Origin of the sequence: Aureimonas glaciei (assembly GCF_014643375.1) — a bacterium.
GTDB classification, from domain to species: Bacteria; Pseudomonadota; Alphaproteobacteria; order Rhizobiales; family Rhizobiaceae; genus Plantimonas; species Plantimonas glaciei.
Genome location: NZ_BMJJ01000004.1, coordinates 1 through 24623, shown reverse-complemented (window position 1 = coordinate 24623; position 24623 = coordinate 1). Strand labels below are relative to the sequence as shown.

At 67.5% G+C, this 24623-nt stretch carries 20 protein-coding genes; 8 read left to right on the top strand and 12 right to left on the bottom strand.

From position 1 onward, the window contains the following. Positions 1-17: 17 nt before the first annotated feature. Positions 18-2531 carry a GcvT family protein gene (locus tag IEX88_RS09445; RefSeq protein ID WP_188850371.1) on the bottom strand — a complete coding sequence of 838 codons (2514 nt, stop codon included), beginning with the start codon at positions 2529-2531 and terminating at the stop codon, positions 18-20. 363 nt (positions 2532-2894) lie between these two features. Here IEX88_RS09445 and IEX88_RS09440 point away from each other — a divergent pair, with 363 nt between their 5' ends. Continuing rightward, positions 2895-4532 carry a hypothetical protein gene (locus IEX88_RS09440; protein ID WP_244640014.1) on the top strand — a complete coding sequence of 546 codons (1638 nt, stop codon included), beginning with the start codon at positions 2895-2897 and terminating at the stop codon, positions 4530-4532. 202 nt (positions 4533-4734) lie between these two features. On the opposite strand, the gene IEX88_RS09435 is transcribed toward IEX88_RS09440, so the two are convergent. From IEX88_RS09435 to IEX88_RS09405, 7 genes are all read right to left on the bottom strand, one after another. Beyond that, on the bottom strand, positions 4735-6117 hold the full coding sequence (locus tag IEX88_RS09435) for an aspartate aminotransferase family protein (protein WP_244640063.1): 1383 nt from the start codon (positions 6115-6117) through the stop codon (positions 4735-4737). Between the two features lie 83 nt (positions 6118-6200). Continuing rightward, positions 6201-7202: an NAD-dependent epimerase/dehydratase family protein gene (locus IEX88_RS09430; RefSeq protein WP_188850368.1), complete on the bottom strand. Its 1002-nt coding sequence runs from the start codon at positions 7200-7202 to the stop codon at positions 6201-6203. Beyond that, positions 7199-7627 carry an EamA family transporter gene (locus tag IEX88_RS09425; RefSeq protein ID WP_188850367.1) on the bottom strand — a complete coding sequence of 143 codons (429 nt, stop codon included), beginning with the start codon at positions 7625-7627 and terminating at the stop codon, positions 7199-7201. The genes IEX88_RS09430 and IEX88_RS09425 overlap by 4 nt, the downstream gene beginning before the upstream one ends. Positions 7628-7756: 129 nt before the next feature. Further along, on the bottom strand, positions 7757-9139 hold the full coding sequence (locus IEX88_RS09420) for an FAD-binding oxidoreductase (RefSeq protein ID WP_188850366.1): 1383 nt from the start codon (positions 9137-9139) through the stop codon (positions 7757-7759). Beyond that, entirely contained in the window at positions 9132-10568 is a 1437-nt protein-coding gene (locus IEX88_RS09415) for a UbiA family prenyltransferase (RefSeq protein WP_188850365.1), read from the bottom strand. The genes IEX88_RS09420 and IEX88_RS09415 overlap by 8 nt, the downstream gene beginning before the upstream one ends. A gap of 221 nt (positions 10569-10789) precedes the next feature. Beyond that, the gene (locus IEX88_RS09410; RefSeq protein ID WP_188850364.1) at positions 10790-12049 is read right to left on the bottom strand and encodes a CaiB/BaiF CoA transferase family protein; all 1260 of its coding nucleotides are present in this window, start codon (positions 12047-12049) and stop codon (positions 10790-10792) included. A gap of 296 nt (positions 12050-12345) precedes the next feature. Continuing rightward, the gene (locus tag IEX88_RS09405) at positions 12346-14472 is read right to left on the bottom strand and encodes an ice-binding family protein (protein ID WP_188850363.1); all 2127 of its coding nucleotides are present in this window, start codon (positions 14470-14472) and stop codon (positions 12346-12348) included. Between the two features lie 223 nt (positions 14473-14695). Between IEX88_RS09405 and IEX88_RS09400 the strand changes: the two genes are divergently transcribed. Then, positions 14696-15289: a Crp/Fnr family transcriptional regulator gene (locus IEX88_RS09400; protein WP_188850362.1), complete on the top strand. Its 594-nt coding sequence runs from the start codon at positions 14696-14698 to the stop codon at positions 15287-15289. 95 nt (positions 15290-15384) lie between these two features. Here IEX88_RS09400 and IEX88_RS09395 read toward each other — a convergent pair whose 3' ends face one another. Beyond that, positions 15385-15918 (bottom strand): L,D-transpeptidase, encoded by a 534-nt coding sequence (locus IEX88_RS09395; RefSeq protein ID WP_244640013.1) that lies wholly within the window; start codon positions 15916-15918, stop codon positions 15385-15387. 288 nt (positions 15919-16206) lie between these two features. On the opposite strand from IEX88_RS09395, the gene IEX88_RS09390 reads away from it, so the two are divergent. The 6 genes from IEX88_RS09390 (at position 16207) to IEX88_RS09365 (ending at position 20099) form a co-directional block, all read left to right on the top strand. Further along, on the top strand, positions 16207-16617 hold the full coding sequence (locus IEX88_RS09390) for a ribbon-helix-helix domain-containing protein (protein WP_244640012.1): 411 nt from the start codon (positions 16207-16209) through the stop codon (positions 16615-16617). Between the two features lie 37 nt (positions 16618-16654). Next, positions 16655-17764: an extracellular catalytic domain type 1 short-chain-length polyhydroxyalkanoate depolymerase gene (locus tag IEX88_RS09385; protein ID WP_188850360.1), complete on the top strand. Its 1110-nt coding sequence runs from the start codon at positions 16655-16657 to the stop codon at positions 17762-17764. 149 nt (positions 17765-17913) lie between these two features. Next, positions 17914-18759: a polysaccharide deacetylase family protein gene (locus IEX88_RS09380; protein WP_188850359.1), complete on the top strand. Its 846-nt coding sequence runs from the start codon at positions 17914-17916 to the stop codon at positions 18757-18759. Positions 18760-18844: 85 nt separating this feature from the next. Then, positions 18845-19504, top strand: a complete 660-nt coding sequence (locus tag IEX88_RS09375) for a sulfite oxidase-like oxidoreductase (protein WP_188850358.1) — start codon at positions 18845-18847, stop codon at positions 19502-19504. Between the two features lie 78 nt (positions 19505-19582). Further along, positions 19583-19897 (top strand): hypothetical protein, encoded by a 315-nt coding sequence (locus tag IEX88_RS09370; RefSeq protein WP_188850795.1) that lies wholly within the window; start codon positions 19583-19585, stop codon positions 19895-19897. A gap of 55 nt (positions 19898-19952) precedes the next feature. Further along, the gene (locus IEX88_RS09365; RefSeq protein WP_188850357.1) at positions 19953-20099 is read left to right on the top strand and encodes a hypothetical protein; all 147 of its coding nucleotides are present in this window, start codon (positions 19953-19955) and stop codon (positions 20097-20099) included. A gap of 139 nt (positions 20100-20238) precedes the next feature. Here IEX88_RS09365 and IEX88_RS09360 read toward each other — a convergent pair whose 3' ends face one another. From IEX88_RS09360 to IEX88_RS09350, 3 genes are all read right to left on the bottom strand, one after another. After that, a complete protein-coding gene (locus tag IEX88_RS09360) occupies positions 20239-21288 on the bottom strand; it encodes a dipeptidase (protein ID WP_188850356.1) in 1050 nt (349 codons plus the stop codon). Positions 21289-21336: 48 nt separating this feature from the next. Then, positions 21337-22638 carry a PQQ-dependent sugar dehydrogenase gene (locus IEX88_RS09355; protein ID WP_188850355.1) on the bottom strand — a complete coding sequence of 434 codons (1302 nt, stop codon included), beginning with the start codon at positions 22636-22638 and terminating at the stop codon, positions 21337-21339. A gap of 152 nt (positions 22639-22790) precedes the next feature. Continuing rightward, complete coding sequence (locus IEX88_RS09350) at positions 22791-24359, bottom strand: HAL/PAL/TAL family ammonia-lyase (RefSeq protein ID WP_188850354.1); 1569 nt, start codon at positions 24357-24359, stop codon at positions 22791-22793. Positions 24360-24623 lie beyond the last annotated feature (264 nt).

Sequence of the window (24623 nt, the reverse complement as noted above, 5' to 3'; positions counted from 1 at the left end):
CGATCGAGGCGCGCGCGTCAGCCCCGCAGGCGATCGTTCTCCGGATCGAAGGGGCTCTCGCCGACGACGACGGCCTCGTGCAGCGTGCCGAGGATCTTGATCGTCAGCCGCGTGCCCTCCACCGCCAGGTCCGGGCGCAGCATCGCCAGAGCGAGGCTCTTGCCGACGCGCCAACCGAAGCCGCCGTTCGTCGCGCGGCCGATCATCTCGCCGTCGTGGTAGATCGGCTCGGAGCCGCGCGCGTCGGCATCGGTGACGCCCTCGACCTCCAGCGTCGCAAAGCGCCAGCGCAGGCCCTCGGCCTCCGCCTTCAACACGCCCTCGCGGCCGATGAACGGGCCCTTCTTCGGCTGCACGAAGCGGTCGAGCCCCGATTCCAGCGCGTTGTATTCGATCGACATTTCGCGCGGCAGCTGGCGGTAGGATTTCTCCAGCGCCATGGTGTTCATCGCCCGGATGCCGAAAGGCTTGATGCCGAACTCTTCGCCGGCGGCGAGCAGCGCGTCGTAGAGGCGGTTCTGCATGCCGATCGGATGGTGCAGTTCCCAGCCGAGCTCGCCGACGAAGTTGACGCGCAGCGCATGCACGCCGACTTCCGCCACGTCGATCGCCTTGCCGGTCAGCCAGGGGAAGGCGGCGTTGGAGAGGTCGGCGCGGGTGAGTTTTGCCAAGAGCTCACGCGAGCGCGGGCCGGCGATGACGAGGACGCCCATCGCCTCGGTCAGCGGCCGCAGCGTGACGGAGCCGTCCTTCGGCGCGAGACGGGCGAGATTGTCGTGGTCGATCCGCTCGTAGCCACCGGCCGAGACGAGGTAGAAGCGGCCCGGCGCCCATTCGTAGACGGTGAATTCGGCCCGGACGCCGCCCGTCTCGGTGAGGAGATGGCAGAGCGCGACGCGGCCGCGCGCCTTCGGAATGCGGTTGGCGAGGATGCCATCGAGGAAGGAGCGCGCGCCCGGGCCCGAAACCTCCATCTTGGCGAAGGCGGTGAGGTCGAGCAGGCCGACTTTTTCCGTGACGTTCTTCACCTCGTTGCCGACGTGCTCGAAGTAGTTCGAGCGGCGGAACGACCATTTTTCCCGGATGACGCCGTCGGCATCCGCCGGCGCGTGGTTCTCGTTGGTCAGAACGTCGGCGCCGAGGTCGAGCTCTTCCTTGGAGACGGAAAGCCCATCGGGGGCGAACCAGTTGGCCCGCTCCCAACCGTAGACCGAGCCGAACACGGCGCCGAGTGCCTTCTGCCGATCGTAGGAGGGCGAGGTCTTCAGCGGCCGCGCGGCGGCGCGCTCCTCGTCGGGATAGTGCGTGGTGAAGACGTTGGCATAGGCTTCCTCGTTCTTCTGGATGAGGTAGCCCTCGGTCGCATAGGGGCCGAAGCGGCGGGGGTCGACGCCGACCATGTCGACCGTCGGCGCGCCGCCCGCCATCCATTCGGCCAGCTGCCAGCCGGCGCCACCGGCGGCGGTGATGCCGAAGGAATGGCCCTCGTTCAGCCAGAAATTGGTGAGCCCCGGCGCCGGGCCGACGATCGGCGAGCCGTCCGGCGTGTAGGCGATGGCGCCGTTGTAGACCTTCTTGATGCCGACCTCGCCGAAGGCGGGAACGCGGGCGATCGCCGTCTCGATATGCGGCATCAGCCGGTCGAGCTCTTCCTGGAACAGCTCGTATTCGGAGTTGTCGTCGGGACCGTCGAGATAGCAGCAGGGCGCGCCCTTCTCGTAGGGGCCGAGCAGAAGTCCGCCGGCCTCCTCGCGCATGTACCAGGCGGAGTCGCTCTCGCGCAGCACGGCCATTTCCGGCAGTCCCTGGCGCTTGCGCTCCATAATCGCCGGATGCGCCTCGGTGACGATGTACTGGTGCTCGACCGGGATGACCGGGATGTCGAGCCCGACCATGCGGCCGGTGCGGCGGGCGAAATTGCCGGTGGCGGAGACGACGTGCTCGGCGATGATGTCGCCCTGGTCGGTCGAGACCTTCCATTCGCCCGACGGCAGCTGCTCGATTCCCGTGACCGTGGTGTTGCGGTGGATTTTCGCGCCCCTGTCGCGGGCACCCTTGGCCAGCGCCTGCGTCAGGTCGGCGGGCTGGATGTAGCCGTCCTCGGGATGCTGGATCGCGCCGAGGATGCCGTCCGTCTCGCAGAGCGGCCAGATTTCCTTCAGCTCGGCGGGCGTCAGCATCTTCACCTTGACGCCGATCGTCTCGGCGATGCCCGCATAGTACTGGAATTCGTCCCAACGGTCCTTGGTGCGGGCGAGGCGGATGTTGGAAACGACGGAGAAGCCGACATTCATGCCGGTCTCCTCCTGCAGCTCGTGATAGAATTTGACGCTGTAGCGGTGCAGCTGGCCGACCGAATAGCTCATGTTGAACAGCGGCAGGAGGCCTGCGGCATGCCAGGTGGAGCCGGAGGTCAGCTCCTTGCGCTCGATCAGGACGCTGTCCGTCCAGCCCTTCTTGGCCAGGTGATAGAGCGTCGAAACGCCGACGACGCCGCCTCCGATGACGACAGCACGGGCATGGGTCTGCATGGCAACTCCTTGTCGGGCGTCGGCGCCCTCAACGTGACGCGAGATTAGTCGAGCGCTCCCACCCGTCGCAGTCTCTTTGCGACATGACCTGTCGACGGAAGCGAACATCGGGCCGGCCTGAGGCAGGGCTCGGCGAGTCGCTTTCCGCAGGAGGCCGATGGGAGGCATGGCGCAGACCTGATGCACCGCGCCCGGATCTCGCAGTTCCTGCCTCGCCGGACGCTACGTCAGCTTTAGGTTAACCTTGCTGCGGCATTCTATCGCCAGTCGAATCTGGCATGGCGGGAGGCCCGGTTGTCGCAAATGGCCCTAGAACGGCGCTCGGTGCGAAGGGGGCGCGCCCTGTTCGCGCCGGTTGTCCTGTTGGCGGCAACCTGTCTGATCCTTGCTCTCCTGCTGACGGTGAGGACGACGCTGCCGATCGGTCCCTTCTACTGGGACCTCTATATCTATTTCGATGCGGCGAACCGGATCTTCGACGGCCAGGTGCCAGGCGTCGACTTCTTCACCCCGGTCGGAGCGCTTGGCTATTACCTGTTTTCGCTGTTCGTGTGGATCTTCCCCGCGGGCCAGCCCCTGCTTGTCGTGCAATGGTCGCTGCTCCTCGTCAGCGCGCCGCTCTTTGGCGTGGTGCTGACCGATATCGACCGCCGCTCACGCTTCGTCGCGCTGTCTCTGCTTATTCCCTTCCTTGTCTTCTCGATCCTGCCGTTCAACGTCGAGGAATATTACGCCTATCCCGGCGTGGACGGCTTCGGCATCTACAACCGGCAGGTCTCCCTCCTGCTCTACGTGCTGATGGCGGGCCTCGTCTTTGCCGAGTCGCGTCGGACGCTGCTCGTCCTCGTCGCGGGATGCATGCTGGCGCTGCTGTTTACCAAGATCACCGGCCTCATCGCCGGTGCGGTCCTGTGCGTCCTTGCCGTGGCGGCGGGGCGCCTGGCCGTACGGACGGCCATCGCCGCAGCCTTGGTCTTTGCCCTGGTGCTGGCCGGGCTCGAGCTCTGGCTCGGCCTCGTCAGCGCCTATGCCGCCGACATCCTGCTGCTCCTGGAGAAGAACGAGGATAGTCTCCTGCCGCGTTTCCTGCAGGCGGCCTCCCTGCATTTCGGGGTGTTCGCGTCGCTTGTCGCGCTGACGGGCGTGCTGATGGTGCTGAATGCCCGGGCCTTTATCGGGCATGCCCGCGATTTCGCGCGCCAGCCTGCCCTCTCCCGGGTGCCCGCCCTGTTCGACCACGATGCGCTGTGGCTCGGCGTCGCGCTGACGGCGGCGCTTTTCGTCGAAACCCAGAACACCGGCGGCCTCGGCTTCATTTTCGTCTGGCCGGTGCTCCTGCAGCTTTTGACCCGCTGCGGGCGGTGGAACGGGCGCAGCCTCGGCCTGGTCCTGACCCTCGTGGCCGCCAGTTCGCTGCCGACCATGGTGGGGGTCATGCACCGCGCCGCCCGTGCCTTCGTCGGCCAGATGAACTATACCGTCGTCAAGGCCGACGGCCTCAAGAACCTGGCTGCCGTCTCGCAGCGCGAGGCGATCGTCCAGCACGCGGCAACCATGCTGGAGGCCTATAGAAGATTTCCGGACACCTGGCAGTTCTTCGCCGACCGGGACGAACTGTCGGATTTCACCCTCTATACCGACCCCGACTTCCAGATCACCTGGCTGCTGGCGGCAGAGGAGGCCGTCGAGGCGATCAAGGCGTATGAACGGGCCAACGGCGTCCGCTTCGAAACGATCATGAGCCTCAACTTCGTCAATCCGTTCCCCTGGCTGCTCGACCGCCATGCGCCGCGCTACATCGCCATCGGCGCCGATCCCTATCGGGCGGTGCCCGATCCGGGGGCCTCGGTGCTGCGGGCAGTGGGTGGTGCCGATCTCGTCCTCTATCCGAAATGCCCGATCACCAACGCGAACATGGCGCTGCGCGACCTCTATGCGCCGGGTCTCGCCGGCCATCGCCTCGTCAGCCTGTCCCCGTGCTGGGACGCCTATGTGAAGTGAACTGGCGGCCATCGGTCCGCACGGCCCTGCAACGCCCCCTGCCCCGGCCGCCCCCTACCTGGCTTCTGGCCCTCGCGCCCGAATTCCAGGCGGGTCGGCATCCGCGGAAAACCTCCTTGCCGGGCCACCATCCGCGCATACGAAAAACGGCGCGCCCTGGGGACGCGCCGTTTCGATGCTGTCGCCGTGACTGACGGTGCCGCTATCCCATCTGCGCCTTGATGAAATCCTTCACGATGCCGACGATGCCGCGATCAAGGAGATCATCGAGCGCGTCGCAGAACTGGTCGACATTGTCCTCCGAGCAGATCAACGGCGGCTCCAGACGGATGACGTTGCGGTTGTACTCGGTGAAGGCGACGAGCACGTCGTAATCGCGCAGGAGCAGCGCGCCGACGAAACCGGACAGCGAGCCCTTCAGCTTTTCGTCGAGAATGGCGATGACGGGGCGCAGCGCCAGCGGCAGGGTGCGGGAGAAATCGTGGAATTCGAGGCCGACCATTAGGCCCTGGCCGCGCACTTCCTTGATCAGCGAGGGATAGCGCTGCTGGATCACCTTCAGCCGCTGCAGCAGGTAGTCGCCGACCACCTGGGCATTGCCGATCAGGTCCTCGTCGTAGAGCGTGTTCAGCGCCTCGATGGCGGTCACGCAGCCCTCGCCGATGCCGCCAAAGGTGGCGGCAGCGTGGATCATCGCCGTCTTCGGCGTGCCATAGGCCTTCATGTAGACCTCGCGCCGGGCGATCATCGCGCCCATCGCCGCCTTGCCACCGCCAAAGCTCTTCGCGAGGGCCGTGACGTCGGGGACCACGCCGTGATGCTCGAAGGCGTAGAAGCGCCCCGTCCGGCCGTAGCCGCACTGCACCTCGTCGGCGACCCACATCACCTTGTGCTTGTCGCAGAGCGCGCGCACGCCCTGCCAGTAATAGGTCGAGGCCTGGATGATGCCGCCGCCGCCCTGCACCGTCTCGAGCACCACGACGCCGATGTCGGGATCGCTCTCGACGCAGGCGGTCAGCGCCTCGAGATCGCCGAACGGCACCTTGTAGCGGTTCTCGACCAGCTTGAATTCGCCCTGGTAGAGGGTGGAATCGGTGATCGACAGGACGCCCTTGGTCTTGCCGTGAAACGAGTTCTCGGCATGGACGATCTTGCAGTTCTTGCGGCCTGAGGCGCGCTCGGCGACCTTGATCGCGGCTTCCATCGCCTCCGAGCCGGAGGAGCCGAGGAAGACCATGTCGAGGTCGCCCGGGCTGACGGCGGCCAGATTCTTGGCGAGCGCCGCGGCATATTGCGACAGGAAGGCGATGGCGATCTCGTGCCGCTTCTCGTTCTGGAATTCCTGCCGCGCCGCCAGGATGCGCGGGTGATTGTGGCCGAAGGCGAGCGAGCCGAAGCCGCCGAAGAAGTCGAGGATCTTTCGGCCGTTCTGGTCGATGTAGAACATGCCCTCGGCGCGCTCGACCTTCACCTTGTGAAAGCCGAGCAGCTTCATGAAATGGAACTGGCCGGGGTTGATGTGGTCCTTGAACAGGTCGGCCATGGTGCCGACGTCCATCGCCTTGGCGTCGGCGACGGAGAGCATCTTCGGCTTCTCCGGGCCGTGGCGGACGGGAGCCTCGAGCGCGGGCGCTGTGACGGACGGACGATCCAGCATGGTCTCTCTCCTCATTCGGCGGCTTCGGCGAAGGCGGGGGCACCGTCCTTCGTGGCGCGGTATTCGCGATAGGCGGCGATCAGCATGTCCTCGTCGCGGTACTTTGGCACCCAGCCGAGCTGGCGCTCGCCCTTGCCGACGTCGAGGACGCAGTTCTCGTCGGCGATCAGATACTGTTCGGGGTCCATCAGCGGCATGTTGAGAAGGTCGAGGAAGTCGAGCGTGCGCTTGACCGCCCAGGCCGGCGTCGGCAGCAGGATGGATTTCGAGCCGGCATGCTTGACGAGGTCGCCGAGGAGCTTGCGCACCGGCGGCGGGTTCAGCGAGCCGAGATTGTAGGCCTCATTGGGCGTGCCGGCCTTCCAGGCGAGGCGGGCGGCTTCGGCGCAGTCGAAGACCGAGATGAACTGGTAGGGATTCTTGCCCGACCCGATCATCGGCACCGGCAGGTTGGCGTCGATTAGCTTGAACAGTTTTTCCAAAATGCCGAGCCGGCCGGGCCCGATGATGAGGCGCGGCCGGAACAGCGTGATGGCCATGCCGCGCTGGCGCCAGTCGGCGGCCAGTTCCTCGGTCTTCCACTTCGACAATCCGTATTCGCCGAGCGGCGCCACCGGGTGCTCCTCGGTCATCGGGAAGACCTTGGTGTGGCCGTAGATCATGTCGGTGGTGAAGTGGACGAGCCGGTCGGCGCCGGCGGCATCCATCGCCTCGATGATGTTGCGGGTGCCGAAATAATTCACCGGAAAGAAGAACTCGTGGCGCTTCGCCCGCGGCATGATCGGCGACAGCATCTTGGCCGACAGGTTGTAGACTTGGTCGCCCGCCGCGATCGGCACGGAGCGCACGGCGGCCGCGTCGGTCACGTCGATCGCCATGTGCCGGGCGGCGCCGTAATGCGGCAGGTCGCTCTTGGCGATATCGGCGACGACGACCTCTTCACCCTCGGCGACCAGGGCGGCGGCGAGATGGCGGCCGACGAAACCGTCGCCACCGAACAGGACATGTTTCATCGGGAAACCTCGGCAGGGGGTGGGGAAACGGCGGCGCTCTCGTCGGCCAGGTGCGAACCGCCCTGGGCGATGAACACGGTGCCGATGCAGATCAGCGCGATGCCGCCGACGCGGTAGGCGTTGAGATCCTCGCGGAAGAGGAAATACGCCGCGACCGCGACCACGACATAGGCCAGCGACAGGAACGGATAGGCGTAGGAGAGCTCGACCTTCGACAGGACGAACAGATGCGACGCCATCGAGATGACGAAGGTGCACAGCCCGAGGAACACGAAGGGGCTGAAGACGATCTGCAGCAGCCGGAGGATCGGGTGGGTTCCCGCGACGCCGAGCTCGCCGAGCTGCATCATGCCGTGCTTCAGCAGCAACTGGGCCGCTGCATTGGTCAGCACCGTAAACAGAATGAACGGGATATATTTGGCCATGCGTCCACTTCTCGTCGATGGGAGCATTGATCCGGTGGAAATAGCAGATCAAGCGTCGAAATTTGTTAATCGGCCGGGATATCACGGGCCTGTGAACCCGCTTTGGCGATTCAAGGTAAACGGTGTTTATCAGGCCGGCAGGCTCGATCGGCCCTTGCGGAACCCATCGTCTGCCGGCCACGCGGCCACGGCTTCGGGCGGCAGAACGAGCGCGGTCCGGCGCCAGAAGTCGGACAGGATCGCCGGATCGCGCAGCCTTTCCAGCGCCCGCCAGCCAGGAAAGCCCGCCGCGAAGGTTTCGGCCGTCATGCGCGAGTCCTTGTAGGGATTGATCCGGCCGCCGGCGGCGAGCGTGATCGCATCGAGCGCCGCCAGCATCTCGAGTGTTTTCTTGCCCCGATGCGGAAAGTCGAGGGTGAGCGTGTAGCCGGGGCGCGGGAAGGACAGCAGACCGGGGCTTTCCACCGCACCGAAGCGCTTCAGCACCGTCAGGAAGGACCCCTGCCCGTGTGCCCCGGCGCAGGCGAGCAGTTCGCCGATGACCGCCTTGGCATCGGCGAAGGGAACGAGGCTCTGGTGCTGGTGCAGCCCTTTCGGGCCATAGAGCCGGTTCCACTGGCCGATCCGGTCGAGCGGATAGAAGAAGCCGTCGAAGCCGACCTGCCGCCGGCTTGTCCCCGAAGGTGCCTTGTGAAAATAGGCCTCGTTGAAGGCGCGCAGCGGCCAGCCGCGGAGCGGACTGACCGGCGGCGTGAACGGCACGCGCAGCAGCGGCGGCCGCGCGATGCCCTCGCTGTCGCCCGTGGCCGCATGATCGCCGGCAATCAGATGGCCGCGGCCGAACGAGGTCCCGCGGCTCAGCGAGTCGATCCAGGCGACGGCATATTCGTGCCGCTCGTCGGCTTCCTCGGCGAGGTCGAAATAGTCGGCCAGCCGGTCGAAGCGGGTCGTCGTCTCGTCGATGGTCAGCGACGGCACCTTCAGGAGCTGGATCGTGGCGCTGCGCACGAGGCCGGTGAGACCCATGCCGCCGATCGTGGCCTTGAAGAGCTCGGCATTCTGCGAGGGCGTGCAGAGACTCACGCCGCGGTCCGAGCGTTCCAGATCGACGCTCCGCACCCAGCAGCCAAAGCTCCCGCGGCGGTGATGGTTCTTGCCGTGCACGTCGTTGGCGATCGCCCCGCCGAGCGTGACGAACTGCGTGCCGGGCGTGACCGGCAGGAACCAGCCCTGCGGCGCAACGAGGCGCGTGATCGCCGAGAGCAGGATGCCGGCCTCGGCGGTGAGGAGCCCCGTCTTGGCGTCGAACGCCAGAACAGCGTCGGCACGGCGGCTGTCGATCAGCGTTCCCGCGTGGTTGAGACAGCTGTCGCCATAGGACCGGCCGTTGCCATAGGGCAGGAAGGCGTCAGTCGCGGTCTTTTCAGACCAATCGAAGCGGGACGCCGGCACCGCGCGCCGGCCGCGATCGGGAAAGGTCCGCCCCCAACTCGACAGGCCGCGCTCAGACATAGGCCGCCGCGATGAACATGAGAGCGCCGGCTGCGATCATGATCTGGCTGCGCCAGTCGCGCAGGATGAACACCACGGGATCCTCGTGCATCTCGTTGCGACGGGCGAGGATCCAGATACGGACGATGATGTAGAGCACCAGCGGGCAGAGCGGCCACAGCATCCACGGCAGGTCGTAGAGGTCCCGGATCTCCACCGAGTCGATGTAGAGCGCCAGCACCAGGACGGCGGCGAAGCCCGCGCTCATGCCGGCCTGACCCAGCGTGTCGAGATCGACGTCGCGATAGCCGCGTCCGGTCGTCGCCCGGTCCGCCCCGGCGCCGAATTCCAGCAACTCGGTGAAGCGCTTGACCAGCGCCAGCGACAGAAAGAAGAAGATCGAAAACGCCATCAGCCAGAACGACGCCTCGATGTCGGCCGCCACCGATCCGGCGATGATGCGCACCGTATAGAGAGCCGCCAGCGTCAGAACGTCGAGGAGCAGCATGCGCTTCAGCGAGAAGGAATAGAGCGTCGTCATGAGGAAGTAGCCGAACAGCACGAGCTGGAACAGCGGATCGAGGGTGAAGGACAGGAGTGTGGCGACTAGGAGCAGCCCGCCGGCGAGCGCCAGGCCCACCGGGATCGGCACCGAGCCGCAGGCGAAGGGCCTCAGCCGCTTGGTCCGGTGACGGCGGTCCGAGGCGAGATCCAGGAGGTCGTTGAAGATGTAGACGGAGGAAGCCGCGAAGGAGAAGCAGAGGAAGGCGATGATCGCGGCGACCAGCCGCTGCATCTCGAAATACTCGTGCGACAGGACGAGCGGCACCACGACCAGAACGTTCTTCGTCCACTGGTGCGGGCGCATCGCCTTCAGACAGTTGCGGACGAGATCGCGGCCGCCCGCGTCGATCGTCGTGGCGCCCGCGGCCCGGCCCCATTGTGCGGCGGCTCGGTCGGGCGCCACCACGGTCGCCTCGGCGGCGGCGTCGAACAGGCACACATCGTGGCGGGAATTGCCGATGTAGTCGAAGCCGCCGACGTCCTCCTCGGCGACGATCCGCTCCAGCTTGCGCTCGGCGGAGAGATTGACGGTGTCGTCGCTGGCCATCACCGCGTCGAAGACGCCGAGATGATCGGCGATCGCGCCGGCCAGGCGTTCATTGGCGGCCGTCGCCAGGACGACGCGACGCCCGGCAGCGCTGGCGGCCTGCATCTGCTCGACGACGCCTTCGCGATAGGGCAGCAAAGAAGCGTCGAGGACGATCCGCTTGGCGATTTCGGCCTTCAGGCAGGCCTTGCCGCGCGCGAGCCAGAACGGCACCCGCCACAGCGCGCCGGGCGCCTGGCGTGCCAGCAGGAACAGCGACTCCCAAAGAAGATCGGTCTTGATCAGGGTCCCATCGAGATCGACATAGAGAGGTCGATGGTTCTCCACCCGCACGTCCATCGGACTGCTCCTGCGCCGCAAGCCGAGGCAGACCCGGCTCCATGGTCGCACCGTAGACGAAAGGGTCTTTCGTCCCGGTGAATCCAGCTGACGTTGAGGCATCGCGGAGCCCGAAATGCACGCTATGGTTAGATGATCATTACCTTCGCTTGATTTTCAGGCCCGCCGCCTGTTGCCCGGCAGGCCGACACGCCGCGCCGCGCGACCCTTTTGGCGCGTCGTCAGACGATCTTCGCGTCCCTGAGCTCGGCGATCTCCGCTTCACTGAGGCCCAGCCAGCCCTCCAGAACGCCACCGGTGTCGGCACCGAGCGCCGGCGGCGCGTGGTCGTAGCGAACCGGCGTCGCGGAAAGGCGCAAGGGACTGGCGACGAGCGACACCGTCCCGGCGTCCGGATGCGGGACCTCCACCTTGAGGCCGCGCGCCTGAACCTGCGGATCGGCGAACACCTCGGCGATCGTGTTGACCGGGCCGCAGGGCACGCCCACCGCCTCCAGCGCCGCGACCCAGGCGCCCGTCTCGCGCAAGACCGTCACCGCCTCGAGCAGCGGCACGAGCACGGCCCGGTTTTCCACTCGTGCGCGGTTGGTCGCGAAGCGCTTGTCGAGGCTCCACTCGGGATGGCCGAAAGCCTCGGCGAGCCGGGCGAACTGCCCGTCATTGCCGACGGCGACGATCATCGCGCCATCCTGCGTGGCAAAACTCTGATAGGGCACGATGCTGGGATGGGCGTTGCCGAGCCGCCCGGGCGTGACGCCGCCCGCCAGATAGCTCGAGGTCTGGTTGGCGAGGCTCGCCACCTGCGCATCGAGAAGCGCGATGTCGAGATGCTGCCCCTTCCCGGTGGCGTGCCGGGCATTGACCGCGGCGAGGATGCCGATCGTCGCATAGAGGCCGGTGACGACGTCGGTGATGGCGACGCCGACCTTCTGCGGCCCGCCGCCGGGGGCGCCGTCCGGCGCGCCGGTAATGCTCATCAGGCCGCCCATCGCCTGGATCAGGAAATCGTAGCCCGCCCGCCCGGCATAGGGGCCGGTCTGGCCGAAGCCGGTGATCGAACAGTAGATCAGCCGCGGGTTCAGCGCACTCAGGCTCGCATAGTCGAGGCCGTACTTCTGGAGGCCACCGACCTTGTAGTTTTCGATGAGGATGTCCGACATGGCGGCGAGGCGGCGGATCAGCGCCTGGCCCTCCGGCCGGGCGATGTCGATCGTCACCGACTTCTTGTTGCGGTTGGCGCAGAGGAAATAGGCGGCGACGTCGGTCTCGCGGCCCTCGGCATCGCGCAGATAGGGCGGTCCCCAGCCGCGCGTGTCGTCGCCAGCTTCGGGGCGCTCAACCTTGACCACCTCGGCACCGAGATCGCCGAGCGTCTGCCCGACCCAGGGCCCGGCCAGAACCCGCGACATGTCGAGAACGCGCAGGCCCGACAGCGCGCCGGGCGGCGCATCGGTGGCCTGAAGCTTGGTATCGTCGATCATCACTGCCCTCCCCCGAGTGAGGCGCGAGCCCGGCCCGGCCGCCCCGAATGGAGCGGTGATAGACCGGCGGCGTCGGCAGCGGAACAGGGCGGGCCGGCAAACTTGCCTGTCGACAGCCCGAAATGGCGATCCGGCTCGCCCATAACCGGCGTTGGCCGGCCCCGCTAACGGGCCGCCGACGCGCCCGGAGCAAGGCGGGTCCGACGACCGGAACCCTCCTCCCCGCGACGGCGCGGCGTCGGCTGTGGTGCGGAGGCGTCGCTGGGAACGCCTCCTCGCCAGTCGGCAGATTGATCCTACCAGGCGAAACTCAGGCGCCCTGTTCCGGAAAAGGTCTGGGAGTTCTGCGAAATCGCGCTGTCGAAGAAGCCGCCGACGGCAAAGCCGCTGGCGAAACGCACCTCGGCGCCGGCCGAGGCGAGGAGGTAGTCGCCATTCGCATCGGTACCATCGACCCGGAAATTCGATCCCGGCAGCGTTCGGAAGCTGACATCCGCGGTGGCATCGTTGCCCTCGTCATGGGCCCAGGCCAGACGGCTGCGCAAGGTCAGGACGGCGTCGCTGTCGAGCGGGATGCTGCGGCCGAACCGTGCGCCGAGCTCCGTCCGGGTCGAGGTCGTCGTGCTCGAGTCGTAGTCCAGGGCAAACAGCGCGGCCGCGGGAGCGGAGTCTTCGCTGTAGGAGGGAATGAAGAAGGTCTGCACCTGCAGCGAGGCATAGGGCGTCACCCAGCCGGCGCCGGGCAAAGGAAGAAGGTCGGGCACGTCGATGCGATAGCCGGCCTCGATCTGTCCGGCGATGTCATAGGTCGAGAAGTCGGCCGTGTAGCGGTCCGTGGTGCCGATCGTCAGGCTGCGGTCGGTCGACACGTCGCCATAGCCAACGCCGACGACCGCCGCGACATAGGCCGCATCGAAGTTCGCCCGGCCGTAGACCGATGCCTGCACCGTATCGATGCTGCCATAGCCGTTGCCGCCCGCAAGGCCGAAATTGGCTTGGCCGGCACCGAGGGCGACGCCGATCATCAGGTCCGGATCGACGAGATAGTCGACGCCGCCGGCAAAGCCGGCCGTATCGACTTGGCGATCATTGGCGCCGATACGACTGTTCCCGTCGGTCCGAGTCTGCGAACCATAGCCCGAGACCCAGGCATTCCACGGGCGGTCGACGGGCTGGACGATCGACGGCATCGCCTCGCTCGGCCCCATGCTGGCCATGGCCCGCAGCGGCGCGGCGTCTTCTGGACCGTAGCCGAGGGCTCTGATCGTCGCGCTCGGGCCGGCCGGCCGATCGGCGCCGAAACGCTCGCTGGCGGGAATCATCTGGTCGTTCGGCACGGGCGCGACCGGTCCGCGATTGTCCGCAAACGGTCCCTGGTCGCCGCTCACCCGGTTGAAGACCTCGTTCAGAAAGCCCGACATCGCCTGGCGGCCGGCCGGTCCGACTGCGGTGCCGACCTCGCCGGTCAACTGGCTCAGGACATCGAGCACCTGCGAGGCGGTCAGCAGGCCGAAGACGAGCGGTGCGCGGCTGCCGGCCACGACGGCGGCGTCGATGCCGCCGGCGACGGCGAGTTCGTTGCTCGTCGCGGGTCGGGTCACGGTCACGGCTGGTCCAGGCGTGCCCCCTGTCACAGGCGTGCCCCCTGTCACCGGCGTGCCGCCCGTCACCGGCGTGCCGCCCGTCACCGGTGTGCCCCCTGTCACAGGCGTGCCGCCCGTCACAGGCGTGCCGGGAACGGTCCCGACCGGCGCCACGATGGCCGAGATCGGCGTGGTCGCCACGGTGCAGACGGAAATCGTATTGGTGTCCAGGGTGACCGCCCCGTTGCGCGCCAGCGCGGCACCGCAGTTGATGGTGGCACCGGTGTTCAAGGTGATGCTGGTCAGAGCCAGAATATTGCCGGCCAGCGTCGTCGCCGTTCCCAGCGTCGCCGAACTGCCGACGACGAAGTAGACATTGGCGCCCTGGGCGCCGTTGACGAGCGCCACGGCTGAGGCGCTGCCGGTGATCAGCGTGCTGCCGATGTTGACGACGAAGACCGCGTTGGGATTGTTCTGCGCGTCGAGCGTCAGCGTCCCGGAGAGCTGGGCAGCGGTGTCGTAATTGTAGACGCCGGGCGCCAGGGTCAGGCCCGCGAGATCCTGGCCGGTCAGGTTGACGGTCGCCGGACGATTGGCGAGCGCGTTGTATTGGCTCGTCAAATCGATCTGGGCCTGGATGGCGACGCCGTCATTGGCGTGGATGGTGTAGGGCGCCGTGACGATCCCGGGGGAGAAGAAACCGACCACCGCCGTTCCCGGACTGAGACCGATATTGCCGTTGATCACGCTGGGGCCCGTGTTGGTCACCGTCGATCCGGCGAGGATCGCAAAACTCTTGAGATCCTCGCCGAGCGCGGCCCCGCCGGAAGCAACGACCATTGCTAAGGTAGAGAAAATGATTTTTTGGGAAAAAAGAAAAGCGCTCATAACTTCCTCGATTCATTGTATCCCGGTTCGTTTATTATATTTTCTTCAAGGGATATGATCCAAATTGATCACTGTAGAAAAAAAGTTTCAGCCGTCAGAGACCGATTAGACTGATACTGTGAGACCGGACATGGTTGGGAGAGCGTCAGGCGTGAAGCCATCGTCGGGCGATCCCATGAAGAGCCGTATGGCCGCCGCCTACCGGAAAAACGCCTCCATCTTCAAACAGGGCGACACCGCGGACGCGGTCTTTTACGTGACCCGCGGCCATGTGAAGATCGTCGCCGCATCCGCGGAGGGAAGGGATGCCGTGGTCGCGGTGATCGTCGCCGGCGGTTTTTTCGGAGAGGCCTGCCTGGTGGGTCAGGGCTTTCGCGCCACCTCTGCCACCGCCATGACCGATTGCGAACTGGTCTCGGTCGAACGGTCCGCCTTTGCGCAGCTTCTGGCCACGGAACCCGGCTTTTCCGACATCTTCCTGGCCCACATGCTGAGGCGCGCCATCCGCAGCGAGGAAGACCTGATCGATCATCTGTTCAATCCGAGCGAGAAGCGTCTCGCCCGCGCATTGCTGCTGCTGGCCAATGCCGCCAACGAAGAGGGCCCGGTGCCCATCACCGCCAGGATCAGCCAGGAAACGCTGGCCGAAATGATCGGCACGACGCGCTCCCGGGTCAGCTTTTTCATGAACAAGTTCCGCCGCCACGGCTTCATCCGCTATGGCACGTCGCTGGAAATCTATCCCGCGCTCCTCATGACGGTGCTGTAGCCCCGGCCGAGGCGGTCAGGCAGGATGCCTCGCTTCGGCGACACGCAAGGATGAGCGGATATGGCCGGGCAGCCCTGCCCGGAACGGCGACGGCGCTATCGCGTGACGAGGACCGGCGTCCCCACCCGCACGCGGTCGTAGAGATGGATGATGTCCTCGTTGAACATCCTGATGCAGCCGTAGGAAACGAAACCGCCGATCGACTTCGGGGAATTGGTGCCATGGATGGCGTATTCGCCTCCCGCCAGCGTCATCGCCGCGACGCCCATCGGGTTATTGGGCGCCCCGCCGGGGATCATGTCCGGAAGGCTCGGCCTGTCCCGCTTGACCGCGGCCGGCGGCGCCCAGTTCGGCCGCACGTATTTTCCGGTGATGGCAGAGAGACCGGTCCACTGCCGGTCGGCCCGCCCGACCCCCACGGGATAGCTGAGCGCCCTCCCCTCGCCGAGCACCAGATACAGCCGACGCTCCGTCGTGCGGATGACGATTGTCCCCGGCAACGCGCCCGCGCTGTCGAAGCCGACCGGCTCGCGTGCGGCAGCCGCGCCGAGAAACAGTCCGAAACCGATCGCACCGAAGGCCATCCCTGCGGCCGCCCGTCTCGCGGCCACCTTGCCGATGCTGTTCATTCGCGCCTTTCGCGGCAGGGTGCCGAGCCCGTGAGCCGAAGCCCCGGCCGGCCGCCGCGCACAAAGGCGGCTCTCCACACTAGACCCGTCCGAAGCGGGATACCATGGCCCCGAGCGCGACTGCCGAGCCGAGCTGCCCGGCTGTGACCGCCGTCCGGCCGGGGCGCGCAGCGCATGGGTGCCCGGCCGGCAGAACCGGCGAGCGTGTGCGATACACCCTCCTGCCTCTTGCGCCGCAGCATCTACCATCCATATGACATCCACACGGATGGTGTAAGGATGGAATCGATGCAGACGACGCTTCGGACGAAGGCGGCAGACAGCGAGAAGATCACGCTCAATCTCGGCTTCGTCGACCTCGGCCATGTCGACCTCTTGGTCGCCGAAGGCTTTTATTCCAACCGCTCGGACTTCATCCGGACCGCCATTCGCAACCAGCTCGACCGGCATGGCGACACGGTCCGCCAGACCGTGGCGCGGCGCCGGCTCGACCTCGGTCTCCAGCACATCGGCCGGCACGAACTGGAAGCCCTGCGCGAGGCCGGCCAGACCCTGGCCATCCGCGTCCTCGGCCTCGCCGTGATCGCTCCGGACGTGACGGCCGACCTCGCGCGCGCGACCATCGCCTCGATCGAGGTCCTCGGCGCCCTTCAGGCGAGCCCGGCCGTCAAGGCGGCGCTCGGCGACCGCCTCAGCTGACAGCCTGCATGCCCCTTTTCCCGCACAGGATGACACCATGAATTTCCCGTCCAGAACCGACATGAAGGAAGCGAGCCGCCTGACCCGCGAGGGACGCCTCGCCGAGGCGATGGCCATCCTCAGAGGCGAGCCCGCCGGCACTGCGAGGCCCCCATCCCCCGCATCGTCCCCCTTTGCCGGCCGCCTTTCCGGCCTCGCCCGCATGGCACAGACCATGGCGAAAGGCTTCGAGAAGGGGTTGGAGCCGGCCGGGCGGACGAAGCGCCCGTCCAGCGCCCCGACCCCGTCGGCTGCCGCGCCCGGACGGTTCGAGACGCGTTCCTTCGCCGGCGCTGGCGGCTCGCGCGAGTACAAACTCTACATCCCGGCGACCCTGCCCCCCGGACCGCGGCCGCTGGTCGTGATGCTGCACGGCTGCACCCAGTCTCCCGACGATTTCGCCGCCGGCACGCGGATGAACGAACTGGCGGAAAAGGAAGGTGTTCTGGTGGCCTATCCGGCCCAGTCGCGCGCCGCCAATGCGCAGAAATGCTGGAACTGGTTCAACGTCGCCGACCAGCAGCGGGAGACGGGTGAGCCGGCCCTCATCGCCGGCATCGCCCAGGCGATCATCGCGGAAGGGGCGGTCGACCCTGCCCGGGTCTATGTCGCCGGCCTTTCCGCGGGCGGCGCGGCGGCGGCTATCATGGCGAGCACCCATCCCGACCTGTTCGCCGCGGTGGGCGTGCATTCCGGCCTGGCCTGCGGCGCCGCCCGCGACATGCCGTCGGCCTTTGCCGCGATGAAGAAGGGCGGCCGGGGCGCGGCGCCAGCCCGCGACCGGCGGGTGGTGCCGACCATCGTCTTCCACGGCGACAGCGACGCGACGGTCCACCCCGTGAACGGCGACCACGTCATCGCCCAGTCGGCACCGGGCGGCACGACCGCGCAGCGCGAGACGCACGCGCGGTCGCCCGGCGGCATGGACTACACCTGCACCGTCCACAACGACCCGCACGGGCGGCCCGTCCTGGAACATTGGCAGGTGCATGGCCTGGCCCATGCCTGGTCGGGCGGGAGTGCCGACGGCTCCTACACCGAGCCGAATGGCCCGGATGCCAGCCGCGAGATGCTGCGGTTCTTCCTGGCCCATCCCCGCGCGGACTAACGCCGCCAGCCGGCTGGATCGCCGGGGCGCCATGGCGCGGCAGGTCCGGAGCGGCAGGACGAAAGCCCGCGACCCCTCGGCCGATCAGGCCAATTCGTTAACCACGTCTGCAATATCTCTGGCGGGTCAGGCAACGCCAGAGAGTTCCGATGAAAGCTTATTTAACGGTTGCCAGCCTCGCGGCACTCCTGTTGTCGCTGGCCGGATGCGCCACGCCGCCGAAGACCGTCACCCCGTCGGCGACGCCGGTCCTCTCCTTCGCCGAGATGGGGCCGTTGCACCGGGGCCTGCCGATCGCAGGGCCCTATCTCGGTGACCGTCGCAGCCGCCTGACCGGCCGCACCATCGTCGTCGACTCCATTCACGACATCGTCCTCGAGGACCACGAGGTGGTGCTCACCTTCGACGACGGCCCCATGCCCGGCAAGACGCCGAAAGTTCTCGACGCACTGGATGCCAAGGGGGTCAAGGCGACCTTCCTGATGGTCGGCCGGATGGCGAGCGCCTACCCGGCCATCGTCCGACAGGTCGCCGCCCGCGGCCATACGATCGGAACGCATACGCAGGATCATGCCAATCTCACCACGGTCGGCCTGGAGACCGCGCTGGCCGACATCGACAAGGGCCGCCAGAGCGTCGCCGCCGCCCTCGTGCCGATGCAGGCGCGGCCGGCGCCGTTCTTCCGCTTTCCCTATCTCGCCGACACGCCGGCCCTGCGCCGCACGCTCGCCGCCCGCGGCACCGTCGTCATCGACGTCGACGTCGATTCCAAGGACTACTTCGTCTCCTCGCCCGACGACTTGAAGAAGCGCGGCCTGGAACGGCTCGACGCCCGCGGCTCGGGCATCATCCTCTTCCACGACATCCATTCCCGCACCGTCGCCATGCTGCCCGGTTTTCTCGACGAGCTCGAGGCACGCGGCTACAGCGTCGTGAACCTCGTCCCCGGCAAGTCGGGCGCGCGGGAGCTGCTGCTGTCGCAGGCGGGGTCCTGACCGCGGCGCGCCCCGCCGTTGCCGCCGCCCGCCGGCCGCCCCATCTGCGTCGCTGAAGGGTGATCTTGACCCCAGAGGAGAGCACATGGCCGACGAGCCGGAACATCCCGACAGCAAGCTGACCCGCACCAAGCAGGAATGGGCCGAACAGGGAAAATTCCTGACCGGGCGCTCGTCAGGACCGGAGGCCGATCGCCTGCCGCCCGGCCAGCACCTGGTTCAGAACTGGCCGATCCTCGACCTCGGCCTGCGCCCGGACACGACGCCCGCGACCTTCAAACTGCGCATCGACGGCGCCGTCGACGCCCCGGCGCTCTGGGACTTTTCGCAGGTGATGGCGCTGAAGCAGACGGAGGCCGTCTCGGACATCCACTGCGTCACCACCTGGTCGCGCTACGACAACCGCTGGTCGGGCGTCGCCATCACGGATCTCCTCGACATCGTCCGGCCGAAATCCGGCGCGGCCTTCGTCGTCCTTCACAGCGACGACGGCTACACCACCAATCTCACGCTTGCCGATTTCGCCGCTCCCGGCGCCATGCTCGCCCATGCCTGGGAGGGCCGGCCGCTCGCCGCCGAGCATGGTGGGCCGCTGCGGGTCGTCGTGCCGCATCTCTACTTCTGGAAGAGCGCCAAATGGCTGAAGCGCATCGAATTCAGGACCACCGGTGCGCCCGGATTCTGGGAGGTGCGCGGCTACCACAATCGTGGTGATCCCTGGAACGAGGAGCGCTATTCCGACTGACTTTCCCTTGAAGTCGCCGGCATGCTTGCCGATCACCGTTTCGGCGCTAAGTGCTGACGACCATTGGAGAGAATTATCATGTCGGTCAAATCCACCCTCATCATCGCCGCGACGCTCGGGCTCGCAACCCTCACAGGTTGCGTCGACGGCGGTCCCCGCTACGGCGACGGCTATCGCACCCCCGGGCCTGTCGTGGTCGAGCGTGTCGACCGGACGGACCGATACGATCGGCGCGACGACCGCCGCGGACCTCACGTCGACCGGCGCGGTCCGGATCGTCGCGACGACCGCTACCAGCGCGACGACCGCCGCGACGGCCGCCTGGCCGAGCTCTGCCGACGCGACCCGCGTGCCCGCGAGTGCCGTGGCTACAATGACGGTCGCCGCTACTAATAGCTGACGGAGCGACGCCGCTGGACTTGTTCCGGCGGCGCCGCTACGAGGCGGCATGAAACAGAACACGCTCTACCTTCTCCTCGGCGCCCTCCTGGTCGTCGTCATCGGCCTCGGCTTCTATGTCTATCGCGAGGAGACCAAGCCGCAGGGCGTGGAACTCAAGATCGACGACAGCGGCATTTCGCTGGAAGGCAACTAGGCTTTCGCCACCGCTCCGATTTGACTCGTCGAAAATGCCAACGGCCGCCCCTTTCTGAGGGGCGGCCGTTTTCATGTAGGGTGGCGCCTTGCCGGCGGCAGGAGGCGGCTTGGGCGGCTTCCCCGGACCGGCCGTGGGCTCACGCCTTCCAGGTGCGCCCGAGGACCTTCAGCCAGTTGCGCCAGGCGATCTTTTCCAGGAGCGCCTCGCTGTAGCCGGCCTGCGAGAGATGCTCGAACAGAAGCGGCAGGCCCGCCGCCGAGCCGATGACGGCCGGGATCAGCGCGCCGTCGAAATCGGAGCCCAGCGCGACGCCGTCTTCGCCGAGGATGTCCAGCATCGCATCGAGATGTGCCCGCATCGTCTCCAGCGGCGTGTCGGCATCCATCCTTCCATCCGCGCGCAGAAAGCCGGTGGCGAAGTTCAAGCCGACGACGCCCTTCGACGCGGCCACCGCCTTGAGCTGCCTGTCCGTCAGGTTGCGGCTGACGCCTGACAGCGCGTGAACATTGGAGTGCGTGGCGACCAGCGGCGCGTCGGAGAGCTCGGCGACCTCCCAGAATCCTGCTTCGTTCAGATGCGAGAGGTCGAGGAGGACGCCGAGCTGGTTGCAGCGCGCGACGAGGCGCCGCCCGGCGTCGGTCAGGCCCGGCCCGGTATCGGGGCTGGAGGGAAAGCGCATCGGCACGCCATGGCCAAAGTGGTTCGGCCGGCTCCACACCATGCCGATCGAGCGCAGGCCCGCGGCATAGAGAACGTCGAGCATTTGCAGGTCCGCGTCGATCGCCTCGGCGCCCTCGATGTGGAGGACGGCGGCAAGGCTTTTCCGGGCGATCGCCGCCTCGATGTCGGCGACGCTGCGGCAGACCGTCAGCTGTCCCGCGGAAGCCTCCTCCAGCCGGAACAGGATCGAGGCCATGGCGATCGTGGAGTCCAGCCCGAAAGGGTGGACCAGCGGATCGGGCAGTGGCAGGTCGTAGCCCGCCAGTGCCATCCGCGCCGACAGGTCGTCGCTGCGCACCGACGGCGGAAAGATCGCGAACAGGCCGCCGACGAGGCCGCCCTGCCGCGCTTTCGGCAGATCGATGTGCGCGTCCGACCCCCCGTTCAGGAAAGCGTCGAACGCCTTGCCCGTGGAATCCTGGTAGAGGCGCAGCAGCGCATCGTTGTGACCGTCGAAGACCTGCATGGGATTCCTCTGGATGGGCGAGGTGGCAATGTGCGGCAGACCGCGCCCTTAGGCGCCGGTCACCCGCCAGATGACGTCGCCGACATCGTCGGCGACGAGCAGCGCGCCGTCCGGCCCGAGCGTCACCCCGACGGGACGGCCGTAGGAGACCTTTTCGTCGGGCGCGAGGAAGCCGGAGAGGATGTCGCGCGGCGGGCCCGAAGGCTTGCCGTTTTCGAAGGGCACGAAGACCACCTTGTAGCCCGACAGCGTCGAGCGGTTCCACGAGCCGTGCTGGCCGATGACCATGCCCTCGGGAAAGCCTGGCAGCGTGCCGGCCGGCAGCCAGCAGAGGCCGAGCGAGGCGGTGTGGCCGCCGAGCGCATAGTCCGGGCGGATCGCGGTGGCGACCAGCGCCGGATCCTGCTTGACGCGGTCGTCCACCGTCTGACCCCAGTAGCAATAGGGCCAGCCATAGAAGCCGCCGTCGCGCACCGAGGTCAGATAGTCCGGCGGCGTCTCGTCGCCGATGCCGTCGCGCTCGTTCACCACCGTCCAGAGCGAGCCGGTCGACGGCTCGATGGCAAGGCCGACGGGGTTGCGCAGGCCGCCGGCGAAGATGCGGCTGGAACCGGTGGCGAGGTCCAGCTCATAGATCGCCGCCCGCCCCTCCTCGGCCTCCATGCCGCTGTCGCCGATATTACTGAGCGACCCGACGCCGGCATAGAGTTTTTGGCCATCCGCGCTGGCGAGCAGGCTGCGCGTCCAGTGGCCGCCGGGCTTGAACGTGGTCAGCCGGCGTCCGGGCGCGGTGATGCTCGTGGCGCCGGGCGCATAGGGGAAGGCGAAGACGCCGTCGGTGTTGCCGACGTAAAAAGTCTCGCCGACCAGCGCCATGCCGAAGGGACGGTTCAGCCCCTCCAGAAACGTCCCGCGTACCTCCGCCACGCCGTCGCCGTCGTCGTCGCTGAAGAGGGTGATGCGGTTCATGCTGACGCCGATGGCAGCGGCGCGCTTCATCGTCGCCTGCATGGCGAAGTCGAAGATCGTCTTCACCGAGCCATCCTCGCCCATCGCCTCGGCGACCAGCACCTCGCCGGTCGGCAGGGTATGGATCCAGCGCGGATGCTTCAGGTCCCGGGCGAAGGCGTTCACTTTCAGGCCCGGCGCGGCGACCGGTGTATGGTTGCCGGTCCAGCCCTTGGCGGTCGGCATCTTCAGCGTCGGAAGGCTGCCTTGCGGCTTGGCTTTCGGAATGACCGGCTGGGTGCCCACGGCCTGCTTCTCGCCGCGCCCGTCCTGCCGCCGCAAGACGATGGCGGCAGCGCCCACCTGCGCGACGACGCGCGCGAAAACATCGGTGAAACTCATCGCACTTCTCTCCCTGGATCGCGCGGGACGCTAGCGGAAGCCGGCGGGCGTTGGAACCTCCGAATTGCCGCAGCGCACAGGCCGTTTGGCTTCCGCCGTCGCCGGGCGCACATCCCGGACGGTCATCAGCCGCGCCCCTCGCCGTTCGGCTGCTATTCCGAGGCTCCGCCGGCGCCGATCAGCCAGGCGAGAGCGCTGCCGGCCGACGGGCGGAGCGCGGCGCACAGCGCGGCGACCAGATCGGGCCGCCCGAAACGCTCGATCACCTTTTCGGCGTCCCAGCCGGTCTCGCGATCCTCCTGCATCATCGGCACGGCGGCCCGGACGGCATCGAACAGGACCTGAGTCGCCGGCGCGAGCACCGGCCGGCCGCGCAGATCGACGGCCTGCGCCGCCGTCAGCGCCTCGATGGCGGTCAGCATGCGCCAGAGGTCCATCTGCTCGGCCAGCTTGCGGATGGTGAGATGCGTCTGCGGCGCATGGTCCTCGACCGTGTCGGACACCGCCAGCGCGTCGAGGCTGGCCGGCGCCGCCTTCAGCCGGATCTCGGCATGCAGCCCCGCGACGGTCTTCTGCAGCGCGTTGAGGCCGACCGAACCACCGCCGACCGGCGACAGATACTTCGGCAGGCCCGACAGCGTCGGGCTCATCATCTTGATCGTGCGGTAGGCCGCGGCCGTGGAAAGGTGCGTCACGGCAATGGCCAGGGTGTCGAAGGACAAAGCGATCGCGGGCGTGTGGAAATTCGCCGTCGACAGGATCAGCCCGTCTTCGGCGAGCACCAGCGGGTTGTCGGAGGCAGCAAAGATCTCGGTCTCGACGTCGCCGACGGCCGTGGCAAGGCTCGACAGCATCGGGCCCATGAGCTGCGACAGGACCCGAAAGCTCAGCGCGTCCTGGATCGAGCGGGCGGCACCGGGTTCGGCCAGCGCGCTGCCGCCGAGCATTTGGCGGAACAGCGCCGCCGCCCGTTCCTGCCCCCGCGCCGGCCGGGCGGCGGCCAGGCGGGCGTCGAAGATGGCGATGTTGGCGCCGTAGCCCTCGAAGGAGAGGGCCGCCGTGGCCGTCGCGAGGACGAGGAGGCCGGCAAGGTCCGACAGCACTTTCGCGGCATAGCCGCTGGCCGGCGCGCTGCTGTTGAGCAGGCCGAGGCCATCCTTCGGGCCGAGCACGGCGGGCTGGAGGCCGGCGGCCGCCAGCGCCTCGGCCGCCGGCACCACGGTCTCGCCGACGAAGAAGCTGCCGAGGCCGATTACGGCCGAGGCCATGTGGGCACAGAGGCCGAGATCGCCGGCGCCGATCGAGCCGCGGCCGGGGACGACCGGCGTCAGCCCGGCATTGTACTGGGCGACCATGGCGTCCAGCACCGCCGGCGTGATGCCCGCGCCGCCTTCCGCCAGCCCGATGATCCGGCAGAGGAACATCAGCCGCGCCGTCGCCGGATCGAACGGCGCGCCGATGCCGATGCAGCGCCCGCGCACCATCTGGATCTGGAAGGCGTCGAGCTCCTCTCGCGACAGGCGAAAGCCGATATTGCCGCCGAGGCCGGTGTTGAGGCCGTAGATCGGCTCGTCGCCCTCGGCATAGCGCTCGACGACGCGGCGGGAGGCTTGGAGCCTGGCACGTGTCGCCGCCGGCATCGACAATTGCGCGCCCGGCGCCGCGAGGCGCATCAGGCTGGAGAGGTCGACGCGGCTCTGGCCGAGCGCAAAAGCGGTCATGGGGCGATCCTTGGACGCGGCCGGACAAACCGGCCGGGCGAAAGTGCAGCCGCGACGCGAGGGGGCACGCCGTTTGCTTTCCATAGCATTCGCTTCGGGGCGGGACGCAAGCCATCGCGCGACGTCTCAGCGAGCCCTCTCGACGGCGTCCCGTCTGTGCTAGAGCGGTTCAGCGTCAGCTTGAATCGGTCCGGATTCCCTAAGCTTTGATTCTGTGATTCAAGATGCTGGCTGGGTGGGAGGCCAGCATCGGATGGGTCGACC